This is a genomic window from Azospirillum sp., from assembly GCF_035627195.1.
Taxonomy (GTDB): domain Bacteria; phylum Pseudomonadota; class Alphaproteobacteria; order Azospirillales; family Azospirillaceae; genus Azospirillum.
In genome coordinates this window covers 1-17,088 of the sequence record NZ_DASPMG010000031.1, presented here as the reverse complement: position 1 = coordinate 17,088, position 17,088 = coordinate 1, and the positions used below count along the sequence as shown (strand labels likewise).

Sequence of the window (17,088 nt, the reverse complement as noted above, 5' to 3'; positions counted from 1 at the left end):
AAGAAGAACGCATTGGACATATGCGCAAAGCTACTTTCCGACTTGGAGTAATCGAGGGATCTTTGAACGTTTCATTCAGACCTCCCGAAAGTATATTTAGGGTGTCGACTACCACGAATTCGCGTTCCTCATGAACCCTCGGAGGAACGCCACACGGCCGGAACGCACCGTGGTTGCAACGGACGGTGAGGCACGCGATGATCGGCGCATGCCGCGCGCCGAGTGCACGCAAAAGCCCCGGCCCGCCGGAAACGGCCAAGGCCAGGGCTTTATACGGAAGGTCGTATGACCGGATCGGAAGGCGGGCGTGCTATAGCCGCCGCGAACGCCGGGGCGGACATCCCGGCCAGGCAAGACGTCGAGGCGACATGACGGTTTGGGAGGCGGCCGGGCTGCTGGCGGCGGGCTACCTGCTGCTGCTGGCGCGCAGCGCCTGGAAGCAGGGCGAGTTCCGGCAATTCCTGCGCAGCCTCGCCATCGTCGCGGCGCTGGTCGCGGCGATCGCCGCCGCAGTGGCCATCGCCGCCGCCCTGGACGGGCGTTGAGCGCCGAACGTTTGCCCCCCACCCGACGCCTTCGGCGCCCCTCGGCCCCGATGCCACGTGATGCACACATTTTCCGGCGGAAGTAGAAAAGCCCCTCTCCCTTGAGGGGAGAGGGGTTGGGGTGAGGGTGATTACGGCCGGATGGCCGGAAGAGAGTCTTTCTCCGCCCTGCCGGGCGTAAATACCCCTCATCCCAACCCTTCTCCCTCAAGGGGAGAAGGGCTTTTCTGCTTCCGCCATGATGTGTGCCTCACACCTCTTCGCGCTCGTGCGCCAGCCGCATCAGCACGTACTGCCGCATCATCTGGTTGCGGAAGCGGTAGCGCATGCGCCCCGGCTCCGGCACCGGCGCCAGCACGCTGCCGTGGTCGTCGCCGGACAGGCGCGCCAGCAGGTCCTCGAAGCCCGGCACCGGCGCCCGGCCGGCGGCCTCGGCCATGTCGGCGGGATCGAAGGTGCCGTATTCGTCGGCCGGACACAGCGCCGCGGCGTGCAGCACGTCCTCCAGCGCGGCGCGGCGTGCGCCGGCCAGGGCGCGGTTGTACGAGTCGACGATGCCGCGCTCCGCCTCCTGCAGGCAGCGGGTGACGGCATAGGCGAGATCCTCGCGCTCCACCCGCTCGGAGGAGCGGCTGACCGCGCTGCGCGCCGAATGCAGGCCGAGGAGCTGGGCGTAGTAGGGCAGCCCGCGGGCGAACTCGGCGATGCGCAGCACGGTCTCCGGCGCGAAGGTGATGCCGGCGTTCTCGCCGCCCGCCTCGATCAGGCGCTGGATCTCGGCGTCGGTCATCAGCGGCAGGTGCACCGGCACCAGCGAGCGCTGGATCGACGGGTGCTTGCCCAGCAGCTGGTCCAGGTTCTCGGCCACGCCGACCACCAGCAGCGTCACCGGGATCGAGCTGTCGGTCAGGTTCTTGAACAGCTCCGCCAGCTTGTTGCGGAAGTCCTCGTCGGTGACGCGGTCGTATTCGTCGAGGATGAGCAGCGCGTGCGTGCCGTGCACGCCGGACAGCACCTCGTTCAGTTCGGTGACGCTGAAGGTGCCCTCCGGCAGCAGTTCGTTGAAGCTGGCGAAGGTGCGGCGCGCGGCGAACGGGTTGTCGACGGCGGTGCGGTAGTAGGTCGAGGGGATCTTCTTCAGGAAGTGCCGGAAGATGTCCTCGAACGTCAGTTCCGAGCTGCAGGTCTGCTTCAGCGACAGGTAGCCGGCCTGCGCCGCCGTCTGCTGGATGGCGTTGGCCAGCGAGGTCTTGCCGCGGCCGCGGTCGCCGAACAGGATGACGTGCGCCCGCTCCTCCTCGATGGCGGAGATGATGCGGCGCAGCGTGTCGGTGCGGCCGACGAACAGCGCGTTCAGCGCCTGCTTCGGCCGCGTCGGCGTGAAGGCCTCGCGCAGGCGGCCGTTCACCTCCGGCGTCAGGCCGGTGAGCAGCGCCGGCTCGGCCGTGCGCGGCCCGCGCAGCCCGCCGCCGACCGGCAACTGGAAGCGCGGCAGGTCGGTGTCGGCGTTCTGCGCCGCGCGCACCTGATGGAGCGGCGTCATGCCGGCGCGCAGGCCCTCGCCCGGCACGCCGGCCATCCCGCCGCCCATGCCCCCGCCCATGCCGCCCGGCATTCCGCCACCGGACGGGCCACCGGCAAGACCGCCGGCGACCGGCCGCAGGCGCGGCCCGGCCTGGGGGCCGGCCATCAGTCCCGACTGGCCCGGCTGGCCCGACTGGCGCGCGACCGGCTGCATGCCCCCGCCCGAGGCCGCCGAAACACCCTCGTCCGCCGCGGCCGCGCGCCGCTTCCGAAAGAAATTACGCATTGCTTCCGCTTCCCGGCAGTCCTTGATGGCCGTCCGTCTCGTTTGAGCGGGCCCGCTGGTGCGCTGGGGCACCCGGGCACACGCCGGACGACGGCGCGACGCTGTGCATTTAATCAGCGGGTGCGCCGCCGACTGCCTGAGATTTCGGATACTATACGGATGCAGAACGCCGGCCGAGGGATCCCTTGTTCACCGGGCGGCGGGCGGAAGAAGATCAGTACCACCTTTGCTTTTGTTGGCCGCGCCCCGCACGCCCCGGCATGCTGGCGCCGGGAGCCTGGCTGGCGACGCCACCCTCACGCGCAAGCACTCACATGCCGAGCGCGTGGCCGACCAGCGTCCAGCCGTAAAGCGTTCCCAGCAGGGTGACCAGCGTGAAGAATTCGCGCACGAACCGCAGGACCGACATGGCGACCTCCCTCTCCTCGATTGGCATCTCGTCGCGTGGTGAGACGGAGCATGCCGGAACGTTAGGGGAACATCAAGCGGAAAGTTCGTACTTTGTTCCCCATCGCGCGCGCCCCCGCGCGTCCGAACGCATCCTCACCAACGCCGTTGTCGTCACGCGGGAAACGCTGTTCGCCGGCACCGTGGTCGTGCGCGCCGGCCGCATCGCCGCCATCGACACCGGCCGCAGCCGCCTCGCCGCCGCCGAGGACCTGGACGGCGACCTGCTGCTGCCGGGGCTGGTCGAGCTGCACACCGACCACCTGGAACGCCACCTGATGCCGCGCCCCGGCGTGCTGTGGCCCTGCCCGCTCGCCGCCATGGCCGCGCACGACGCGCAGATGGTGGCGGGCGGCGTCACCACCGTGTTCAACGCCATCGCCGTGGGCGACCATCGCGGCGTCGGCGGCGACCGGCGCGCCCTGCTCGCCCACGCCATGGAGGCGGTGCGCACCGCCCGCGCCGAGGGGCTGGCGCGCGCCGACCACCACGTGCACCTGCGCTGCGAGGTCGGCGACCCCGACGTTCTGGCGCTGTTCGACGCGCACGCGGGGGATCCGGCCGTCCGCCTCGTCTCGCTGATGGACCACACGCCGGGGCAGCGGCAGTGGGGCGACCTTTCCGTCTACCGGGGAATGCTCGCCGGGGAAGGCGGCGGGGCGGACGCCGACGCCGTCATCCGCGCGCGGTGCGCGGCGCAGGCCCGCCACGCCGCCGCCCACCGCCACGCCCTGGCCGCGCGCTGCCGCGCGCTGGGCCTGCCGCTCGCCAGCCACGACGACGCCACGCCCGCGCACGTGGCCGAGGCGGTGCGCGACGGCGCCGCCATCGCCGAGTTCCCGACCACGCGCGCCGCCGCCGAGGCCGCCCGGGCGGCCGGGCTCGCCGTCATCATGGGGGCGCCGAACCTCGTGCGCGGCGGCTCGCACTCCGGCAACGTGCCGGCGGCGGAGCTGGCGGCGGCCGGGCTGGTCGACGTCCTCTCCTCCGACTACGTCCCGGCCAGCCTGCTGCCCGCCGCGTTCCTGCTGAACGAGCGGCTGGGCGTGCCGCTGCCCGCCGCCGTCGCCGCCGTCTCGGCCGTGCCGGCGGCGCTGCTGGGCCTGGGCGACCGCGGCGCGATCGCGCCGGGACGGCGGGCCGACCTGCTTCGCGTCCGCCGTGTGCGCGGCCGGCCGCTCGTCCGTTCCGTCTGGTGCGCCGGGACCCGAATGCTATAATCTGTGTTTTCAGTCGGTTGCCACGGTGCTAGGACCCCACCGACCCGCGCGCGGGTTGTCCGGTGCGGGAAAGGGGAACTCCATCCGTATGGACACGACGCACCAGACTTCTTCCGACACCCCTGCCCCGAACCGCATGCCGGCCCTGGTGCTGGGCGCGCTCGGCGTGGTCTACGGCGACATCGGCACCAGCCCGCTGTACACGCTGCGCGAGGCGTTCCACGAGACCGGCGGCCTGCCGGTGCAGGAGGCCACGGTGCTGGGCGTCCTGTCGCTGGTGTTCTGGGCGCTGATCGTCGTCGTCACCATAAAGTACGTCGCCGTCGTGATGCGCGCCGACAACAAGGGCGAGGGCGGCGTGCTGGCGTTGGGCTCGCTGGCGCAGCGCGGGGTGGCGAACCCGCGCGCGCAACGCGCGCTGATCGGCCTCGCCATCCTCGGCATGGCGCTGTTCTACGGCGACAGCCTGATCACCCCGGCCATCTCGGTGCTGAGCGCGGTGGAGGGGCTGAAGGTCGCCACCCCGGTGTTCGAGCCGTTCGTGGTGCCGATCACGGTGGTCGTCATCCTCGGCCTGTTCCTGGTGCAGAAGCAGGGCACGGGGAAGGTCGGCGGCCTGTTCGGGCCGATCATGGCGCTGTGGTTCAGCGCGCTCGCCGTCATGGGCATCGTGCAGATCCTGCATTGGCCGGACGTTCTGCGGGCGCTGAACCCGGCCTACGCGCTCCAGCTCTTCATCGACCACCGGCTGACGGCCTTCTTTGCGCTGGGCGCGGTGGTGCTCTCCGTCACCGGGGCGGAGGCGCTGTACGCCGACATGGGGCACTTCGGCCGCCATCCCATCCGTCTGGCATGGCTGTTCTTCGTGCTGCCGTCGCTGCTGCTGAACTACTTCGGGCAGGGCGCCCTGCTGCTGCACGTGGCCGAGGCGCTGGAGAACCCGTTCTACCACATGGCGCCGCCCTGGGCGCTCTACCCGCTGGTGATCCTGGCGACCATGGCCACCGTGATCGCCAGCCAGGCGGTCATCTCCGGCGCCTTCTCGCTGACGCGGCAGGCGGTGCAGCTCGGCTACCTGCCCCGGCGCGAGATCCGCCATACGTCGGAGCACGAGATCGGGCAGGTCTACATCCCGCGCAACAACTGGCTGCTGATGGTGGGCGTGCTGCTGCTGGTGGTCGGCTTCGGCTCCTCCAGCAACCTCGCCGCCGCCTACGGCGTGTCGGTGACCGGCGCCATGGTCATCGACGCCATCCTCGCCGCCGTGGTCGCGCACCGGCTGTGGGGGTGGAGCCCCGCCGTCGTCGCCGTCGCCTTCAGCGCCTTCCTGGTCGTCGACATGGCGCTGTTCGGGGCCACGCTGCTCAAGGTGCCGCAGGGCGGCTGGTTCCCGCTGGTGGTGGCGCTGGGCGTCTTCATGCTGATGACCACGTGGCGCAAGGGCCGTACCGTCCTGTCCCGGCGGCTGTACGAGGATGCGCTGCCGCTGGAGATGTTCCTCGACCGCATCAAGCCCGAATCGCCGATGCGCGTGGCCGGCACCGCCGTGTTCATGACCGGCAACGCCGAGGTCGTGCCCCACGTGCTGCTGCACAACATCAAGCACAACAAGGTCCTGCACGAACGGGTGATCATCCTGACCGTGATGACCGACGACGTGCCGCGCGTCTACGAGGAGCGGGCGATCAGCGTCGACAAGCTGGGCAAGGGCTTCTTCCGGGTGGTCCTGCACTACGGCTACATGGAGCAGCCGCACATCCCGCAGGCGCTGGAGCGCTGCCGCAAGTACGGCCTGCACATCGACATGATGGAGACGTCGTTCTTCCTGGGCCGCGAGACGCTGATCCCGTCGCGCCGCACCGGTCTGCCGACATGGCGCGAACCGCTGTTCATCGCGCTGTCCAAGACGGCGCTGTCGGCGACCGAGTTCTTCTGCATCCCGCCCGGACGGGTGGTCGAACTGGGCACCCAGGTGGAGATCTAGGACGGAGATCTAGGGCGGGGACCCGTTCGCCTCCCGCAGCAGCGCTACCACCTCGCCGTCGCCCACCTGATGGAAGTCGCGGTAGAAGGCGCCGATGGCGCCGAAGTCGCGCGGGCGCAGCGGGCACACCAGCGCGTCGACCTCCGCCTCCATCTCCCGCAGCGTGTCGTCGGCGCCGACCGGCACCGCCATGACCAGCGCCGCCGGGCCGGCCCGCCGCACGGCGATCAGGGCGGCGCGCATGCTGGCCCCCGTGGCGATCCCGTCGTCCACCACGATGGCCGTGCGCCCGGCCACGTCGGCCGGCGGCCGGTCGCCCAGGTAGGCGCCGCGGCGCCGGGCGATCTCCGCCAGCTGGCGTGCCGCTTCCGCCGCGATGTAGCTCTCCGGCACGCGGGCCATGCGGCAGACGTCCGGGTTGGTGACGATCTCCGGCGTGGGGCCATCCACCACGGCGCCGGCCGCCAGCTCCTCGTGATGCGGCACGCCGATCTTGCGGACGAACACGGGCTCCAGCGGGCAGCCCAGCACCCGCGCGATCTCCACGCCGACCGCCAGCCCGCCCCGCGCCAGCCCCAGCACCACCGGCGCGCGGTCCTTGTAGACCATCAGGTCGGGCGCGAGCCGCCGCCCGGCGTCGCGGCGGTCGGCGTAGCGCTCCGCGGATCCGAACCAGCCCATGGGCCACCTTCCCAACCGCCTTCAACCCCATCGCCTAAAACCATGCGGGGCGGACGGCCGTTCCCCCGCAGGGTCAGTCGCGGGCGACGATGGGCAGCAGGTTGTTGCGCGCCGCCGCGGCCTCCAGCCGGCCGTCCTTCCTGATCGCCGCGACGAATTCGTTGACCCGCGCCAGCCACGCCGCGTCGCCCGGCGCCACGGCGTAGGCGTAGGGCGTCACGTGCACCGGCGGGTCGGGCACGATCAGCCGCGCCCAGGGCGCGAAGGCCAGCATGCGCACGCCGTAGGGATAGTCGGTGAGGAAGGCGTCGGCGCGGCCGGACTGCACCTCGTCCTCGCGCTCCTGCGGGCGGGCGACGGCGACGATGCGGGCGCGGCGGATGTGCTCGCGGGCGAAGGCGTCCATCAGCGTGCCGGTCTGCACGGCCACCACCATGCCGTCGCGGTCGATGTCGGCCCAGCCGTTGACGCGCGGGTTGGTGCGGGTGGTGACGGCGTAGATGTCGCTGCGCAGGTAGGGCTGGCTGAACGCCACGCGCTGGGCGCGCGCCGGCGTGGCGCCGATGGCGAACATGCCGATGTCGCAGCGGTCGGCCAGCAGGTCATCGATGAACTTGGCGAAGCTGGTCTCGACGAAGCTCACCCGCACGCCGAGGTCGGCGGCGAAGGCGCGCGCCAGCTCGATGTCGATGCCCTGCAGCTCGCCGGTGCGCTCGTTGCGGTAGGAGATGGAGTAGTAATCCGGCCACATGCACACGCGCAGCACGCCGGTCTCCTGCACCTGGGCCACGCGTTCGCGGGCGCGCCCCTGGGCGGCGGCCGGTTCGGGCGCCAGCATGAGCACCCCCGACACCAGCACCCCCGACACCACGGCGGCCAACCGGCGCAGCGTCCACGCCCGCTTCGACACCATTCCCACGTCACACCCCCGCCACCGGTCACAACCCCGTCGCTTGCGCGATCATCCGCGACACTCTACCATTTTTCATAGCCGGTTCGGAGTGCGACCGTATGGCGCCCGCGCGGGGGATTTGGGCAAGACAATGAAAAGGCATGGCGTCTTCCTGAATCCGGCCGGCATGCTGGCGTTCGCGCTCATTTCGGTGGCGGCGCTGCTGTTCGATTTCGGCTACCAGTTCCAGGTCGGCCGCTCCCTGTCACTGCAAAAGGCCGAGCACACGCTGGGCAATCTGGCGAGCGCGCTGGAGGCCAGCACCACCCGCACCGTGCAGTCGGTGGACGTGACCCTCGCCTCCGTCGCCGACGCCTTCTCGACCGGCCTGCCGGAAACCGCGGCCGAGCGGTTCGAGGCGCTGGCCCTGCTGGGCGAACGGCTGCGCCGCTCGCCGCACCTGCGCTCGCTCACGCTTTTGGACTCCGGCGGGCGCGCCATCGCCACGACCGAGGATTCGCAGCTCACCGGCGTGCCCTTCGTCGACCGCGACTTCTTCCGCATGCAGGAGTTGGGCAAGGCGAAGGGGCTGTTCATCGGCCTGCCGGTGCGCGGCCGCAACCTCGTCCTGCCGCCGGCCCCCGACGACCACTCGGGCCGCTGGCTGCTGCCGATGAGCCGGGCGGTGCGCGACAGCGGCGGCGGCTTCCAGGGCGTCGTCGTCGCCTCCGTCAACCCGGAATACCTGCAGGGCATCTACGGCACGGTGCAGGAGGGGGGTGGCGGTTCGGTCGCGCTGTACCGCTACGACGGCGTCCTGCTGACGGGCGTGCCCTTCCAGGCCGACCAGATCGGCCGGGCGGAGGCGGAGAGCGAGCTGTTCCACAACCAGCTGCCGCGCGCCGAGCACGGCGTATTCCGCGGCCCCGGCCCCGGCCCTGGCGGGCGGACGCTCATCACCGCCTACCGCGCGACACCCATCTGGCCGCTGGTGCTCGCCATCAGCCGGGACGAGGCGGAGGAGCTGGCCGGGTGGCGCGACAACCTGATGGCCGGCGGCCTGATCGTCGCCGGCTTCATCGTGGTGATCGCGCTGTTCGCGGTGATGCTGACGCGCTCCATCGCCCTGGTGCGCCGGCAGGCGTCCGCGCTGCACGAAGGCAACGCCCGCCTCAACGCCATCCTGGAGACGGCGGTCGAGGGCATCCTCACCACCCGCGCCGACGGCACCATCGAAAGCGCCAACCCGGCCGCCCACCGCATCTTCGGCTATGCCCCCGGCGACCTGCTCGGCCGCGACATCGCGGCGCTGATCCCGCCGGACACCCAGCCCCAGTCGCTGGTCGGGCTGAGCCGGGAGGTGACGGCCATGCACGCCGACGGCGCGGCCTTCCCGCTCGACGTCTCGGTGGCGGCCGTGCCGGCCGAGGGCGGCACCCTGTACGCCGCCATCGTCCGCGACCTGGCCGAGCGCAAGCGGGCCGAGCAGGACCTGCGCGAGGCGAAGGAGCGGGCGGAGGCCGGCCAGCGCCTGAAGATGGAATTCCTGGCGACCATGAGCCACGAGATCCGCACGCCGATGAACGGCGTGATCGGCATGGCCGGCCTGCTGCTCGACACGCCGCTGGCGGAGGAGCAGCGGTCCTACGCCGCGACGATCCGCGACTCGGCGGAATCGCTGCTGGTCGTCATCAACGACATCCTGGACTTCTCGAAGATCGACGCCGGCAAGCTGACGCTGGACGAGGCCGAGTTCGAGCTGGTGCCGCTGGTCGAGAGCGTGGTGGAGATCCTGGCATCCCGCGCGCTGGCCAAGGGCGTGAACCTCGCCAGCTTCGTGCCGCCGACGCTGCGCGGGCCGGTGGTCGGCGACGCAGCGCGGCTGCGGCAGATCCTCATCAACCTCGCCGGAAACGCCGTGAAGTTCACCGACGAGGGCAGCGTCACCATTCTGCTGTCCGAGGAGGCGGTGGAGGGCGGCCGCGCCCGCGTGCGCTTCGAGGTGCGCGACACCGGCATCGGCATCCCGCAGAGCGAGCACGCGCGCCTGTTCACCATGTTCTCGCAGGTCGACCCCGCCGCCGCGCGGCGGCACGGCGGCACCGGCCTCGGCCTCGCCATCTCCAGGCGCCTGACCGAGCTGATGGGCGGCGAGATCGGCGTGGAAAGCGCACCCGGCCACGGCAGCATCTTCTGGTTCACCGTGCCGCTGCGGGCGGGCGCCGCGCGCCTCGACGCCCCGGCGCCCGACTGGCAGGGGCGGCGCGTGCTGGTGGTGGACGACGTGGCGGCCAACCGCGAGCTTCTGGTCCGCCAGCTGGCGGCCTTCGGCATCGAGGCGGACTGCGCCGACGACGCCGATTCGGCGTTCGCCCGGCTGAGCACCGCCGCCGCCGGTCCCCGTCCCTACCACGCCGCCATCCTCGACCACCGCATGCCCGGCACCAGCGGGGTGGATCTGGCCGCGCGCATCCGCGCCACGCCGGAGCTGGCCTGCCTGCGCTTGGCGCTGGCCTCCTCCCAGGGTGGCGAGGAGGACGCCGGGGCGACCGCCGTGGAGGCGCACCTTGCCAAGCCGGTGCGGCTGGCGTCGCTGAAGGCCTGCCTGTCCCGCCTGCTCGACGCCGAACCGCCGGCACCCGAGGCCCATTCTTCCGAACCCAGGCTTTCGGAGCCCCGGCCTACCGAACCCAAACATTCCGAATTGGCGCCGCTTGCGGCGCGGCGCTGCCGGATCCTGGTGGCCGAGGACAACCCGGTCAACCAGCAGCTCACCCTGGCGCTGCTGCGCCGCGCCGGCCACGCGGCGGATTCGGTGGCGAACGGCGCGGACGCCGTCGGCGCCGTGCGGTCGGTGTCCTACGACCTCGTGCTGATGGACGTGCAGATGCCGGAGATGGACGGGCTGGAGGCGACCCGCGCCATCCGCGCCCTGCCCGGCGAGCGCGGCCGGGTGCCCGTCGTCGCCATCACGGCCAACGCCATGCGCGGCGACGACCTGACCTGCCTCGCCGCCGGCATGGACGACTATCTGTCCAAGCCCATCCATTCCGAACAGCTGCTCGCCACCGTGCAGCGCTGGGCCGGCCGGCGCGGCGGGTGCACGCCGGGCGAGGTGCCTGCCCCCCTCGGCACGCCGCTGCCGGCGGCGGCCTCTCCGGTCGACCGCGCCAAGATCGAGGAGCTGCGCGACGCCATGGGCGCCGACGGCTTCATCCGCCTGATGCAGACCTTCTTCCGCGACTGCCCCGGACACCTCCGCCAGCTGCGCGAGGCGGTGCGCGACGGCGACCTGGAGCGCGCCGGCCGCGAGGCGCACGTGCTGAAGGGCTCCGCCGGCAGCGTCGGCTTCCGCGAGATGGCGGACACGGCCGCCCGCATCGTGGCGGCGGCGCGCCACGGCGACGGGGCCGCCGTGACCATGGACGCCGTCGACGCGCTGGCCGCCGCGCTGGAGCGGGTGCGCCGCCAGCACGCCCCACCCGCCACGGTGGAAACACCGGCGCCCGCGCCAACCGTTTCTTAACACTGCCTGCGATTATGTCGCGTGATCGCGCCTTTGGAGAGCAGCGCCATGGCAGGTCCCGTAACGGCCCTGGTGGTCGATGACGAGGAGATGAACCGGGCCGTCGTCGCCGGCCATCTGGCGCGGCTGGGCTACGCCACCGTCGACGCCGCCGACGGGGCGGAGGCGTGGAAGGTGCTGAAGTCGCGCCGCCACGACGTGCACGTCATCCTGCTGGACCGGCGCATGCCGGGCATGGACGGCCTCGCCTTCCTGGAGGTGCTGCGCGGCGATCCGGAACTGGCGCAGATCCCGGTGATCATGCAGACCATCGCCGATTCCTCCGGCGAGGTGGCGGAGGCGATCCAGGCCGGCGTCTTCTACTACCTGACCAAGCCCTACGACGGCGAACTGCTGCGCTCCGTGGCGGCCGCGGCGGTGGAGGACTACACCCGCCTCAAGCGGCTGGAGGGCGACGTGCGCTCGCGCACCGACGCCATGGCGCTGCTGCAATCCGGGTCCTTCCGCTTCCGCACGCCGCGCGACGCGCACAACCTGGCGATCACGCTGGCCGCCGCCAGCCCGAACGCGCGCAAGCTGACGTTCGGCCTGATGGAACTGCTGATGAACGCGGTGGAGCACGGCAACCTGGGCATCGGCTTCGCCACCAAGAGCCGGCTGAAGGCCTCCAACATCCTGAAGCGCGAGATCGAGGCGCGGCTGGCGCTGGCCGAGAACCGCGACAAGCACGCCACCGTGCGGTTCGAGCGCGACGCGGAGCGCATCACCTACACCATCACCGACCAGGGCCAGGGCTTCGACTGGCGCGCCTACCTGGACGCGGACCCCGCCCGCGCCCGCGACCTGCACGGCCGCGGCATCGCGCTGGCGCGCAGCGTCAGCTTCGACGACGTGCGCTACCTCGGCTGCGGCAACACGGTGGTGGGCACGGTGGAGATCGCACGGCACCGGGGCGGGTGACGTCAATCACGCTTCCGCCCGATCCAGATCGCCGTCAGGTCGTCCGCCAGCGGGCGGGGCATCACCGCGAAATAGCGCTCCAGCAGCACGGCCAGCACGTTCTCCCCTTCATGTTCATGGCTGGACCAGCGCAGCAGCTCCTGCACGCCCTCATAGCCGAACGGCCGCCCCTCCCAGTCGCGCGATTCGTACAGCGCGTCGGAGAACAGGAACAGGAAGGAGCCGGGCGGGAACGCCATCTCCCGGTTCCGGTACGTGGCCCTGGGCGAGACGCCCAGCGGCCAGCCGACGCTCTCGCCCACCACGGTGCCGCCGTCCGGCGTGCCGACCAGCGGGCGCGGCGCGCCGGCCGTGGCGTAGGTCAGGCGGTCGGCCGCGGTGTCGACCACCGCGTAGAGCATGGTGGCGAACTGCGTCTCCGGCAGCAGCCCGGCCAGCAGGCCGTTCAGCGCCTCCAGCATCGCCGCCGGGTCGTCGCCCGGCAGTTCGATCCGCGCCATCAGCGCGTGCAGGCGGAAGGTGTTGAGCGCCGCCGCCACGCCGTGGCCGGTGAAGTCGCACAGGAACACCGCGAACCGCTCCGGCCCCAGCGCCCGCGCCCCCCACAGGTCGCCGCCCAGCTCCGAACTCGATTCGAAATGATGGTCGAGCCGCACGCCGTAACGCCGCTGCAGCTCGCCCCGCAGCGACTCGGACGGCAGCAGGGCGAGCTGCATGCCCCGCGCCACCTTCATCCGCTCCACGGTGTCGGTGTGGAAGCCCTGGAGGCTGCGGATCACCTCGCGCAGGCTGCGGTCGAGCGAGCGGTTCTCCACGTGCACGCGCAGCCGCGCCGCCACCTCGGCCAGCGTCGCCGGCCGATCGATCACGTCGGTGGCGCCCAGCGCCAGGATCCGCGCCCGCTCCCGCGGGCCGGCGAAGCGGCCAATCATCAGGACCGGCACCTCGGCCATCCCGGCTTGCGCGCGCAGGCGCGCGATCAGCCGCCCGTCGGCGAGCCCTGAATCGAGCAGCACGAGATCCGGCCGCCGCCCGGCCAGGGCCAGCACCTCCTCCCCGCCCGCCGCCACGTCGACGTGGCGCAGGCCCAGCGTCGCCAGCCAGCGCGCGAGCCGCGCCGCACCGCGCCGCGTCGGCCGGCCCACCAGGGCGCGCAGCCCCGTGGAGCGGGTGTCGATGGCCGCGCTGTCCATGCCGACGGGCCCGCCGCCTCAGAAGTCGCAGGGGATGAGGGTGTGGAACTCGGAAATCTCGATCATCTCGCGCACCTGCCCCCTGGGCCCGCGCATCTTCAGCCGGACCTGGCACCGGTTGGCCGTGTTGTTGGCCAGCACCAGCAGCCCCAGCCCCGCCGAATCGATGAAATCCAGCCCGGCCATGTCCAGCACCATCTCCGGCACGCCGGCGCCGGTCCGGTCCTTCTCCATGCCGCCGATGATCTTCCGGAAGTCGTCGTCCGCCTCGAACGTCAGTTGTCCCTTGAGAAAGACCTCGCGGACGCCGTCCCCGTCCCGGACCGTGTAGTCCATGCCCCACCCGTTCTTCTTCCGTCGTCGGACCGGCACGCCGTCCGATCGGCCACGCCCGCGCGGGCATGATCGTCAGCAGTCTAACAGAGCGACTGAAAACCATCCAAGTCTTGTTCCGTCCACGCCGTTAGCCGACGCCCGCCCGCCACGTCTTCCAAGGGGCTAGCCCCGAAGCGCCCATGCGGATTCGCAACTTGGCCTGCATTCTGCGGTTGATTCGCAAGTGCGTTGGAGCCCCGGGGCTTACACCGGAAGAAATCGAAGAAACCAGCACCCTCAAGGAACTCGCCCGGAACGGCTTGCGTTCACGCCCCTAACGAACGAGAGATTTTGGAGGGCCGACCCCATGAACCAACGAGTTCTCATCACCGGCGGTGCCGGCTTTATCGGCTCGCACCTCGCCGATGAGCTGTTGGCGTTGGGATACCGTGTTCGCGTTCTGGATTCCTTGGACGAACAGGTTCATGGGGAAGCGGGCCGCCGCCCGGATTACCTCGCCCCCGAAGTCGATTTGCAGGTCGGCGACGTCCGCGACGCCGACGCCGTGAAGACCGCGTTGCAGGGCGTGGACGCGGTGGTGCACCTCGCCGCCCGCGTCGGCGTCGGGCAGAGCATGTACCAGGTCGGCGAGTACGTGGGCGTCAACGACCACGGCACCGCCGTGCTGATGGAGGCGCTGATCGCCCGCCCGGTCGGCCGCCTCGTCGTCGCCTCCAGCATGAGCGTGTACGGCGAAGGCCTGTACGTGGATGCCGAGGGACGCCCCGTGCAGGTCGGCCCCCGCACGGTGGAGCAGATGAAGGCCGGCCGCTGGGAGCACGAGGTGGCGGGGCGCGGGGGCATCCGGCCCGCCGCGACGCACGAGGGCGTGGTGCCGACGCTCGCCTCCGTCTACGCCCTCAACAAGTACGTGCAGGAGCGCCTGGGCCTGCTGATCGGCGAGGCGTACGGCATCCCCACCACGGCGCTCCGCTTCTGGAACTGCTACGGCACGCGGCAGGCGCTGTCCAACCCCTACACCGGCGTGCTGGCGAACTTCGCCGTGCGCCTGCTGAACGGCAAGGCGCCGCTGATCTTCGAGGACGGCTTGCAGACGCGCGACTTCGTCCACGTCGACGACGTCGTGCAGTCGCTGCGCCTCAGCCTGACCACGCCGGAGGCGGCGGGGCAGGTCTTCAACGTCGGCAGCGGCGTCAGGCGCACGGTGCGCGAGGCGGCGGCGGCGCTGTGCACGGCGGTCGGGCGCGAGGACATCGCGCCCGAGATCACCGGCCGCTGCCGCGTCGGCGACATCCGCCACTGCTGGCCGGACATCACGGCGGCGCGCACGGTGCTGGGCTACGAGCCGCGCGTCACGCTGGAGGACGGTCTGGCCGAGCTGTCGGAATGGTTGAGCCGGCAGATCGCCATCGATCGCATCGAGGAGATGAACCGCGAACTCGCCGGCCGGGGACTGTCGGCATGAGCGGGCGTCCGAAACCAGACCGCGTGCTGATCACCGGCGGCGCCGGCTTCATCGGCTGCAACCTCGCCCACCGCCTCGCCTCGAACGGCAAGCGGGTGCTGATCCTCGACAACCTGTCGCGCGCGGGGGTGGAGCAGAACCTCGCGTGGCTGCAGGCCACGCACGGCGACGCGGTGGAGGCCGTGGTCGGCGACCTGCGCGAGCGCGCCATCGTCGACGCCGCCGTGGCGCGGGCCGAGCGGGTCTTCCATCTGGCGGCCCAGGTGGCAGTGACCACCAGCCTCGTCGACCCAGTGCACGACTTCATGGTCAACGCCGCCGGCACGCTGAACCTGCTGGAGGCGGCGCGGGCGTGCGCCAAGCCGCCGCCGCTGGTCTTCACCTCAACCAACAAGGTGTACGGCAAGCTGCCGGGCGTCACCTTCGCCGTCAGCGGCGAACGCTACGTCCCGCGCGACGCGCTGATGGCGGGGCGCGGCGTGTCGGAAGAACAGCCGCTCGACTTCGCCAGCCCCTACGGCTGCTCCAAGGGTGCCGCGGACCAGTACGTGCTGGACTACGCCCGCACCTTCGGCCTGCCCTGCGCCGTCTTCCGCATGAGCTGCATCTACGGCCCCCACCAGTTCGGCACCGAGGACCAGGGCTGGGTCGCCCATTTCCTGAAGCGCGTGCTGGCGGAGGAGGCGATCACGCTCTACGGCGACGGCCGGCAGGTGCGCGACGTGCTGTTCGTCGACGACCTCGTGGACGCGCTGCTGCTGGCGTCCGACCGCATGGCGTCGCTGAGCGGCGAGGCCTACAACATCGGCGGCGGGCCGGAGAACGCCATCAGCCTGCACGAGCTGCTGGACCGCATGCCGCGCCTGATCGGCCGCAAGGCGATCCTGCGCTACGACGAATGGCGGCCGGGCGACCAGCCCTGGTACGTGTCGAGCACGCAGCGCTTCTTCGCCCGCACCGGCTGGCGCCCGCGCGTGGGCATCGACGAGGGGCTGACGCGGCTGTGCCGCTGGCTGACCGACGCCACGGTTCCCGCGGAAAGGCCCCAAACGGACCTGCAGCGGGTGGCCTCATGAGGGTAGCGCTCGTCAACCCGCCCTGGAGCTTCGACGGCAGCATCTACTTCGGCTGCCGCGAGCCCCATTTGCCGCTGGAGTACGGCTGCGCCAAGGCGCTGCTGGAACGCGCCGGGCATACGGCGGAGATCGTCGACGCCCAGCTGTTCGGCCTGACGCTGGACGATGTGCGGGCGCGGGTGGCCGCCTTCGGGCCGGACATGACGGTGGTCACCACGGCGCCCAGCTACCTGTTCTGGCGCTGCGCCCCGCCGGAACTGCGCGTGCCGATGCGCACCGTCGCGGCGCTGAAGGACGTCGGCGGCCGCATGGTCGCCGTCGGCCCGCACGGCTCCACCACGCCCAAGGCGACGTTGCGCAAGCTGGGCGTCGAGGCCGTGGTGATGGGTGAGTGCGAGGAGGTGCTGGCCCGCATGGCCGGCGGTGCCGACTGGGGCGCCGACTGGCGCACGCTGCAACACCTGTGCGTGCGCGACGGCGGCGAGGTCCGCGTCAACGGCGGCCCGGCGGCGACCGCCTTCGCAGACCTGCCGGCGCTGCGCTGGCCGGACGAATGGATCCGGCGGCACCACCACCACCACCACCGCTTCGACGGCGCACCGACGGGGCCGGGGGCGGAGATGGAGACCTCGCGCGGGTGCCCCTACAACTGCACCTTCTGCGCCAAGGAGAACTTCCGCGACGCCTACCGCAAGCGCCCGCTTCCCGTCATCCTGGAGGAACTGGACGGGCTGATCGCCCAGGGCGTCGAGTACGTCTACTTCATCGACGAGATCTTCCTGCCGAACAAGGAACTGCTGCAGGCGCTGGTGGGCCGCGGGCTGAAGCTCGGCGTGCAGACGCGGATCGACCTGTGGAACCACGAGCTGCTCGCGCTGCTCGGCGCCGCCGGATGTGTGTCGATCGAAGCCGGCGTGGAAAGCATCAGCGAGTACGGACGCAACCTGCTCGAC

At 71.4% G+C, this 17,088-nt stretch carries 13 protein-coding genes; 8 read left to right on the top strand and 5 right to left on the bottom strand.

Features of this window, described 5'->3' with window-relative positions:
- The first annotated feature begins 368 nt into the window (after window positions 1–368).
- Window positions 369–545, top strand: a complete 177-nt coding sequence (locus VED21_RS02220) for a hypothetical protein (RefSeq protein ID WP_324880678.1) — start codon at window positions 369–371, stop codon at window positions 543–545.
- 250 nt (window positions 546–795) lie between these two features.
- Here VED21_RS02220 and VED21_RS02215 read toward each other — a convergent pair whose 3' ends face one another.
- On the bottom strand, window positions 796–2,355 hold the full coding sequence (locus VED21_RS02215) for an ATP-binding protein (RefSeq protein ID WP_324880677.1): 1,560 nt from the start codon (window positions 2,353–2,355) through the stop codon (window positions 796–798).
- 407 nt (window positions 2,356–2,762) lie between these two features.
- Here VED21_RS02215 and VED21_RS02210 point away from each other — a divergent pair, with 407 nt between their 5' ends.
- Together VED21_RS02210 and VED21_RS02205 are read left to right on the top strand one after the other, a co-directional pair.
- A complete protein-coding gene (locus tag VED21_RS02210; protein WP_324880676.1) occupies window positions 2,763–4,022 on the top strand; it encodes an alpha-D-ribose 1-methylphosphonate 5-triphosphate diphosphatase in 1,260 nt (419 codons plus the stop codon).
- 88 nt (window positions 4,023–4,110) lie between these two features.
- On the top strand, window positions 4,111–6,006 hold the full coding sequence (locus tag VED21_RS02205) for a potassium transporter Kup (RefSeq protein WP_324880675.1): 1,896 nt from the start codon (window positions 4,111–4,113) through the stop codon (window positions 6,004–6,006).
- 9 nt (window positions 6,007–6,015) lie between these two features.
- On the opposite strand, the gene VED21_RS02200 is transcribed toward VED21_RS02205, so the two are convergent.
- Window positions 6,016–6,687 (bottom strand): phosphoribosyltransferase, encoded by a 672-nt coding sequence (locus VED21_RS02200; protein ID WP_324880674.1) that lies wholly within the window; start codon window positions 6,685–6,687, stop codon window positions 6,016–6,018.
- Between the two features lie 73 nt (window positions 6,688–6,760).
- Window positions 6,761–7,600: an ABC transporter substrate-binding protein gene (locus VED21_RS02195; RefSeq protein WP_324880673.1), complete on the bottom strand. Its 840-nt coding sequence runs from the start codon at window positions 7,598–7,600 to the stop codon at window positions 6,761–6,763.
- Window positions 7,601–7,730: 130 nt separating this feature from the next.
- Between VED21_RS02195 and VED21_RS02190 the strand changes: the two genes are divergently transcribed.
- Window positions 7,731–11,105, top strand: coding sequence for a response regulator (locus tag VED21_RS02190; RefSeq protein WP_324880672.1), 3,375 nt, complete (start codon window positions 7,731–7,733; stop codon window positions 11,103–11,105).
- Between the two features lie 48 nt (window positions 11,106–11,153).
- The gene (locus tag VED21_RS02185; protein ID WP_324880671.1) at window positions 11,154–12,065 is read left to right on the top strand and encodes a response regulator; all 912 of its coding nucleotides are present in this window, start codon (window positions 11,154–11,156) and stop codon (window positions 12,063–12,065) included.
- A 2-nt stretch (window positions 12,066–12,067) separates the two neighbouring features.
- On the opposite strand, the gene VED21_RS02180 is transcribed toward VED21_RS02185, so the two are convergent.
- Together VED21_RS02180 and VED21_RS02175 are read right to left on the bottom strand one after the other, a co-directional pair.
- Window positions 12,068–13,258 (bottom strand): PP2C family protein-serine/threonine phosphatase, encoded by a 1,191-nt coding sequence (locus VED21_RS02180; protein WP_324880670.1) that lies wholly within the window; start codon window positions 13,256–13,258, stop codon window positions 12,068–12,070.
- Between the two features lie 18 nt (window positions 13,259–13,276).
- Window positions 13,277–13,594, bottom strand: coding sequence for an STAS domain-containing protein (locus VED21_RS02175; protein WP_324880669.1), 318 nt, complete (start codon window positions 13,592–13,594; stop codon window positions 13,277–13,279).
- Between the two features lie 346 nt (window positions 13,595–13,940).
- On the opposite strand from VED21_RS02175, the gene VED21_RS02170 reads away from it, so the two are divergent.
- The 3 genes from VED21_RS02170 to VED21_RS02160 form a co-directional block, all read left to right on the top strand.
- Window positions 13,941–15,059 carry an NAD-dependent epimerase/dehydratase family protein gene (locus VED21_RS02170; protein WP_324880668.1) on the top strand — a complete coding sequence of 373 codons (1,119 nt, stop codon included), beginning with the start codon at window positions 13,941–13,943 and terminating at the stop codon, window positions 15,057–15,059.
- A complete protein-coding gene (locus tag VED21_RS02165) occupies window positions 15,056–16,135 on the top strand; it encodes an SDR family NAD(P)-dependent oxidoreductase (RefSeq protein WP_324880667.1) in 1,080 nt (359 codons plus the stop codon). Before VED21_RS02170 ends, VED21_RS02165 begins: the two co-directional genes overlap by 4 nt.
- The coding region (locus tag VED21_RS02160) for a TIGR04295 family B12-binding domain-containing radical SAM protein (protein ID WP_324880666.1) at window positions 16,132–17,088 on the top strand (957 nt) is incomplete at its 3' end. The genes VED21_RS02165 and VED21_RS02160, both read left to right, overlap by 4 nt.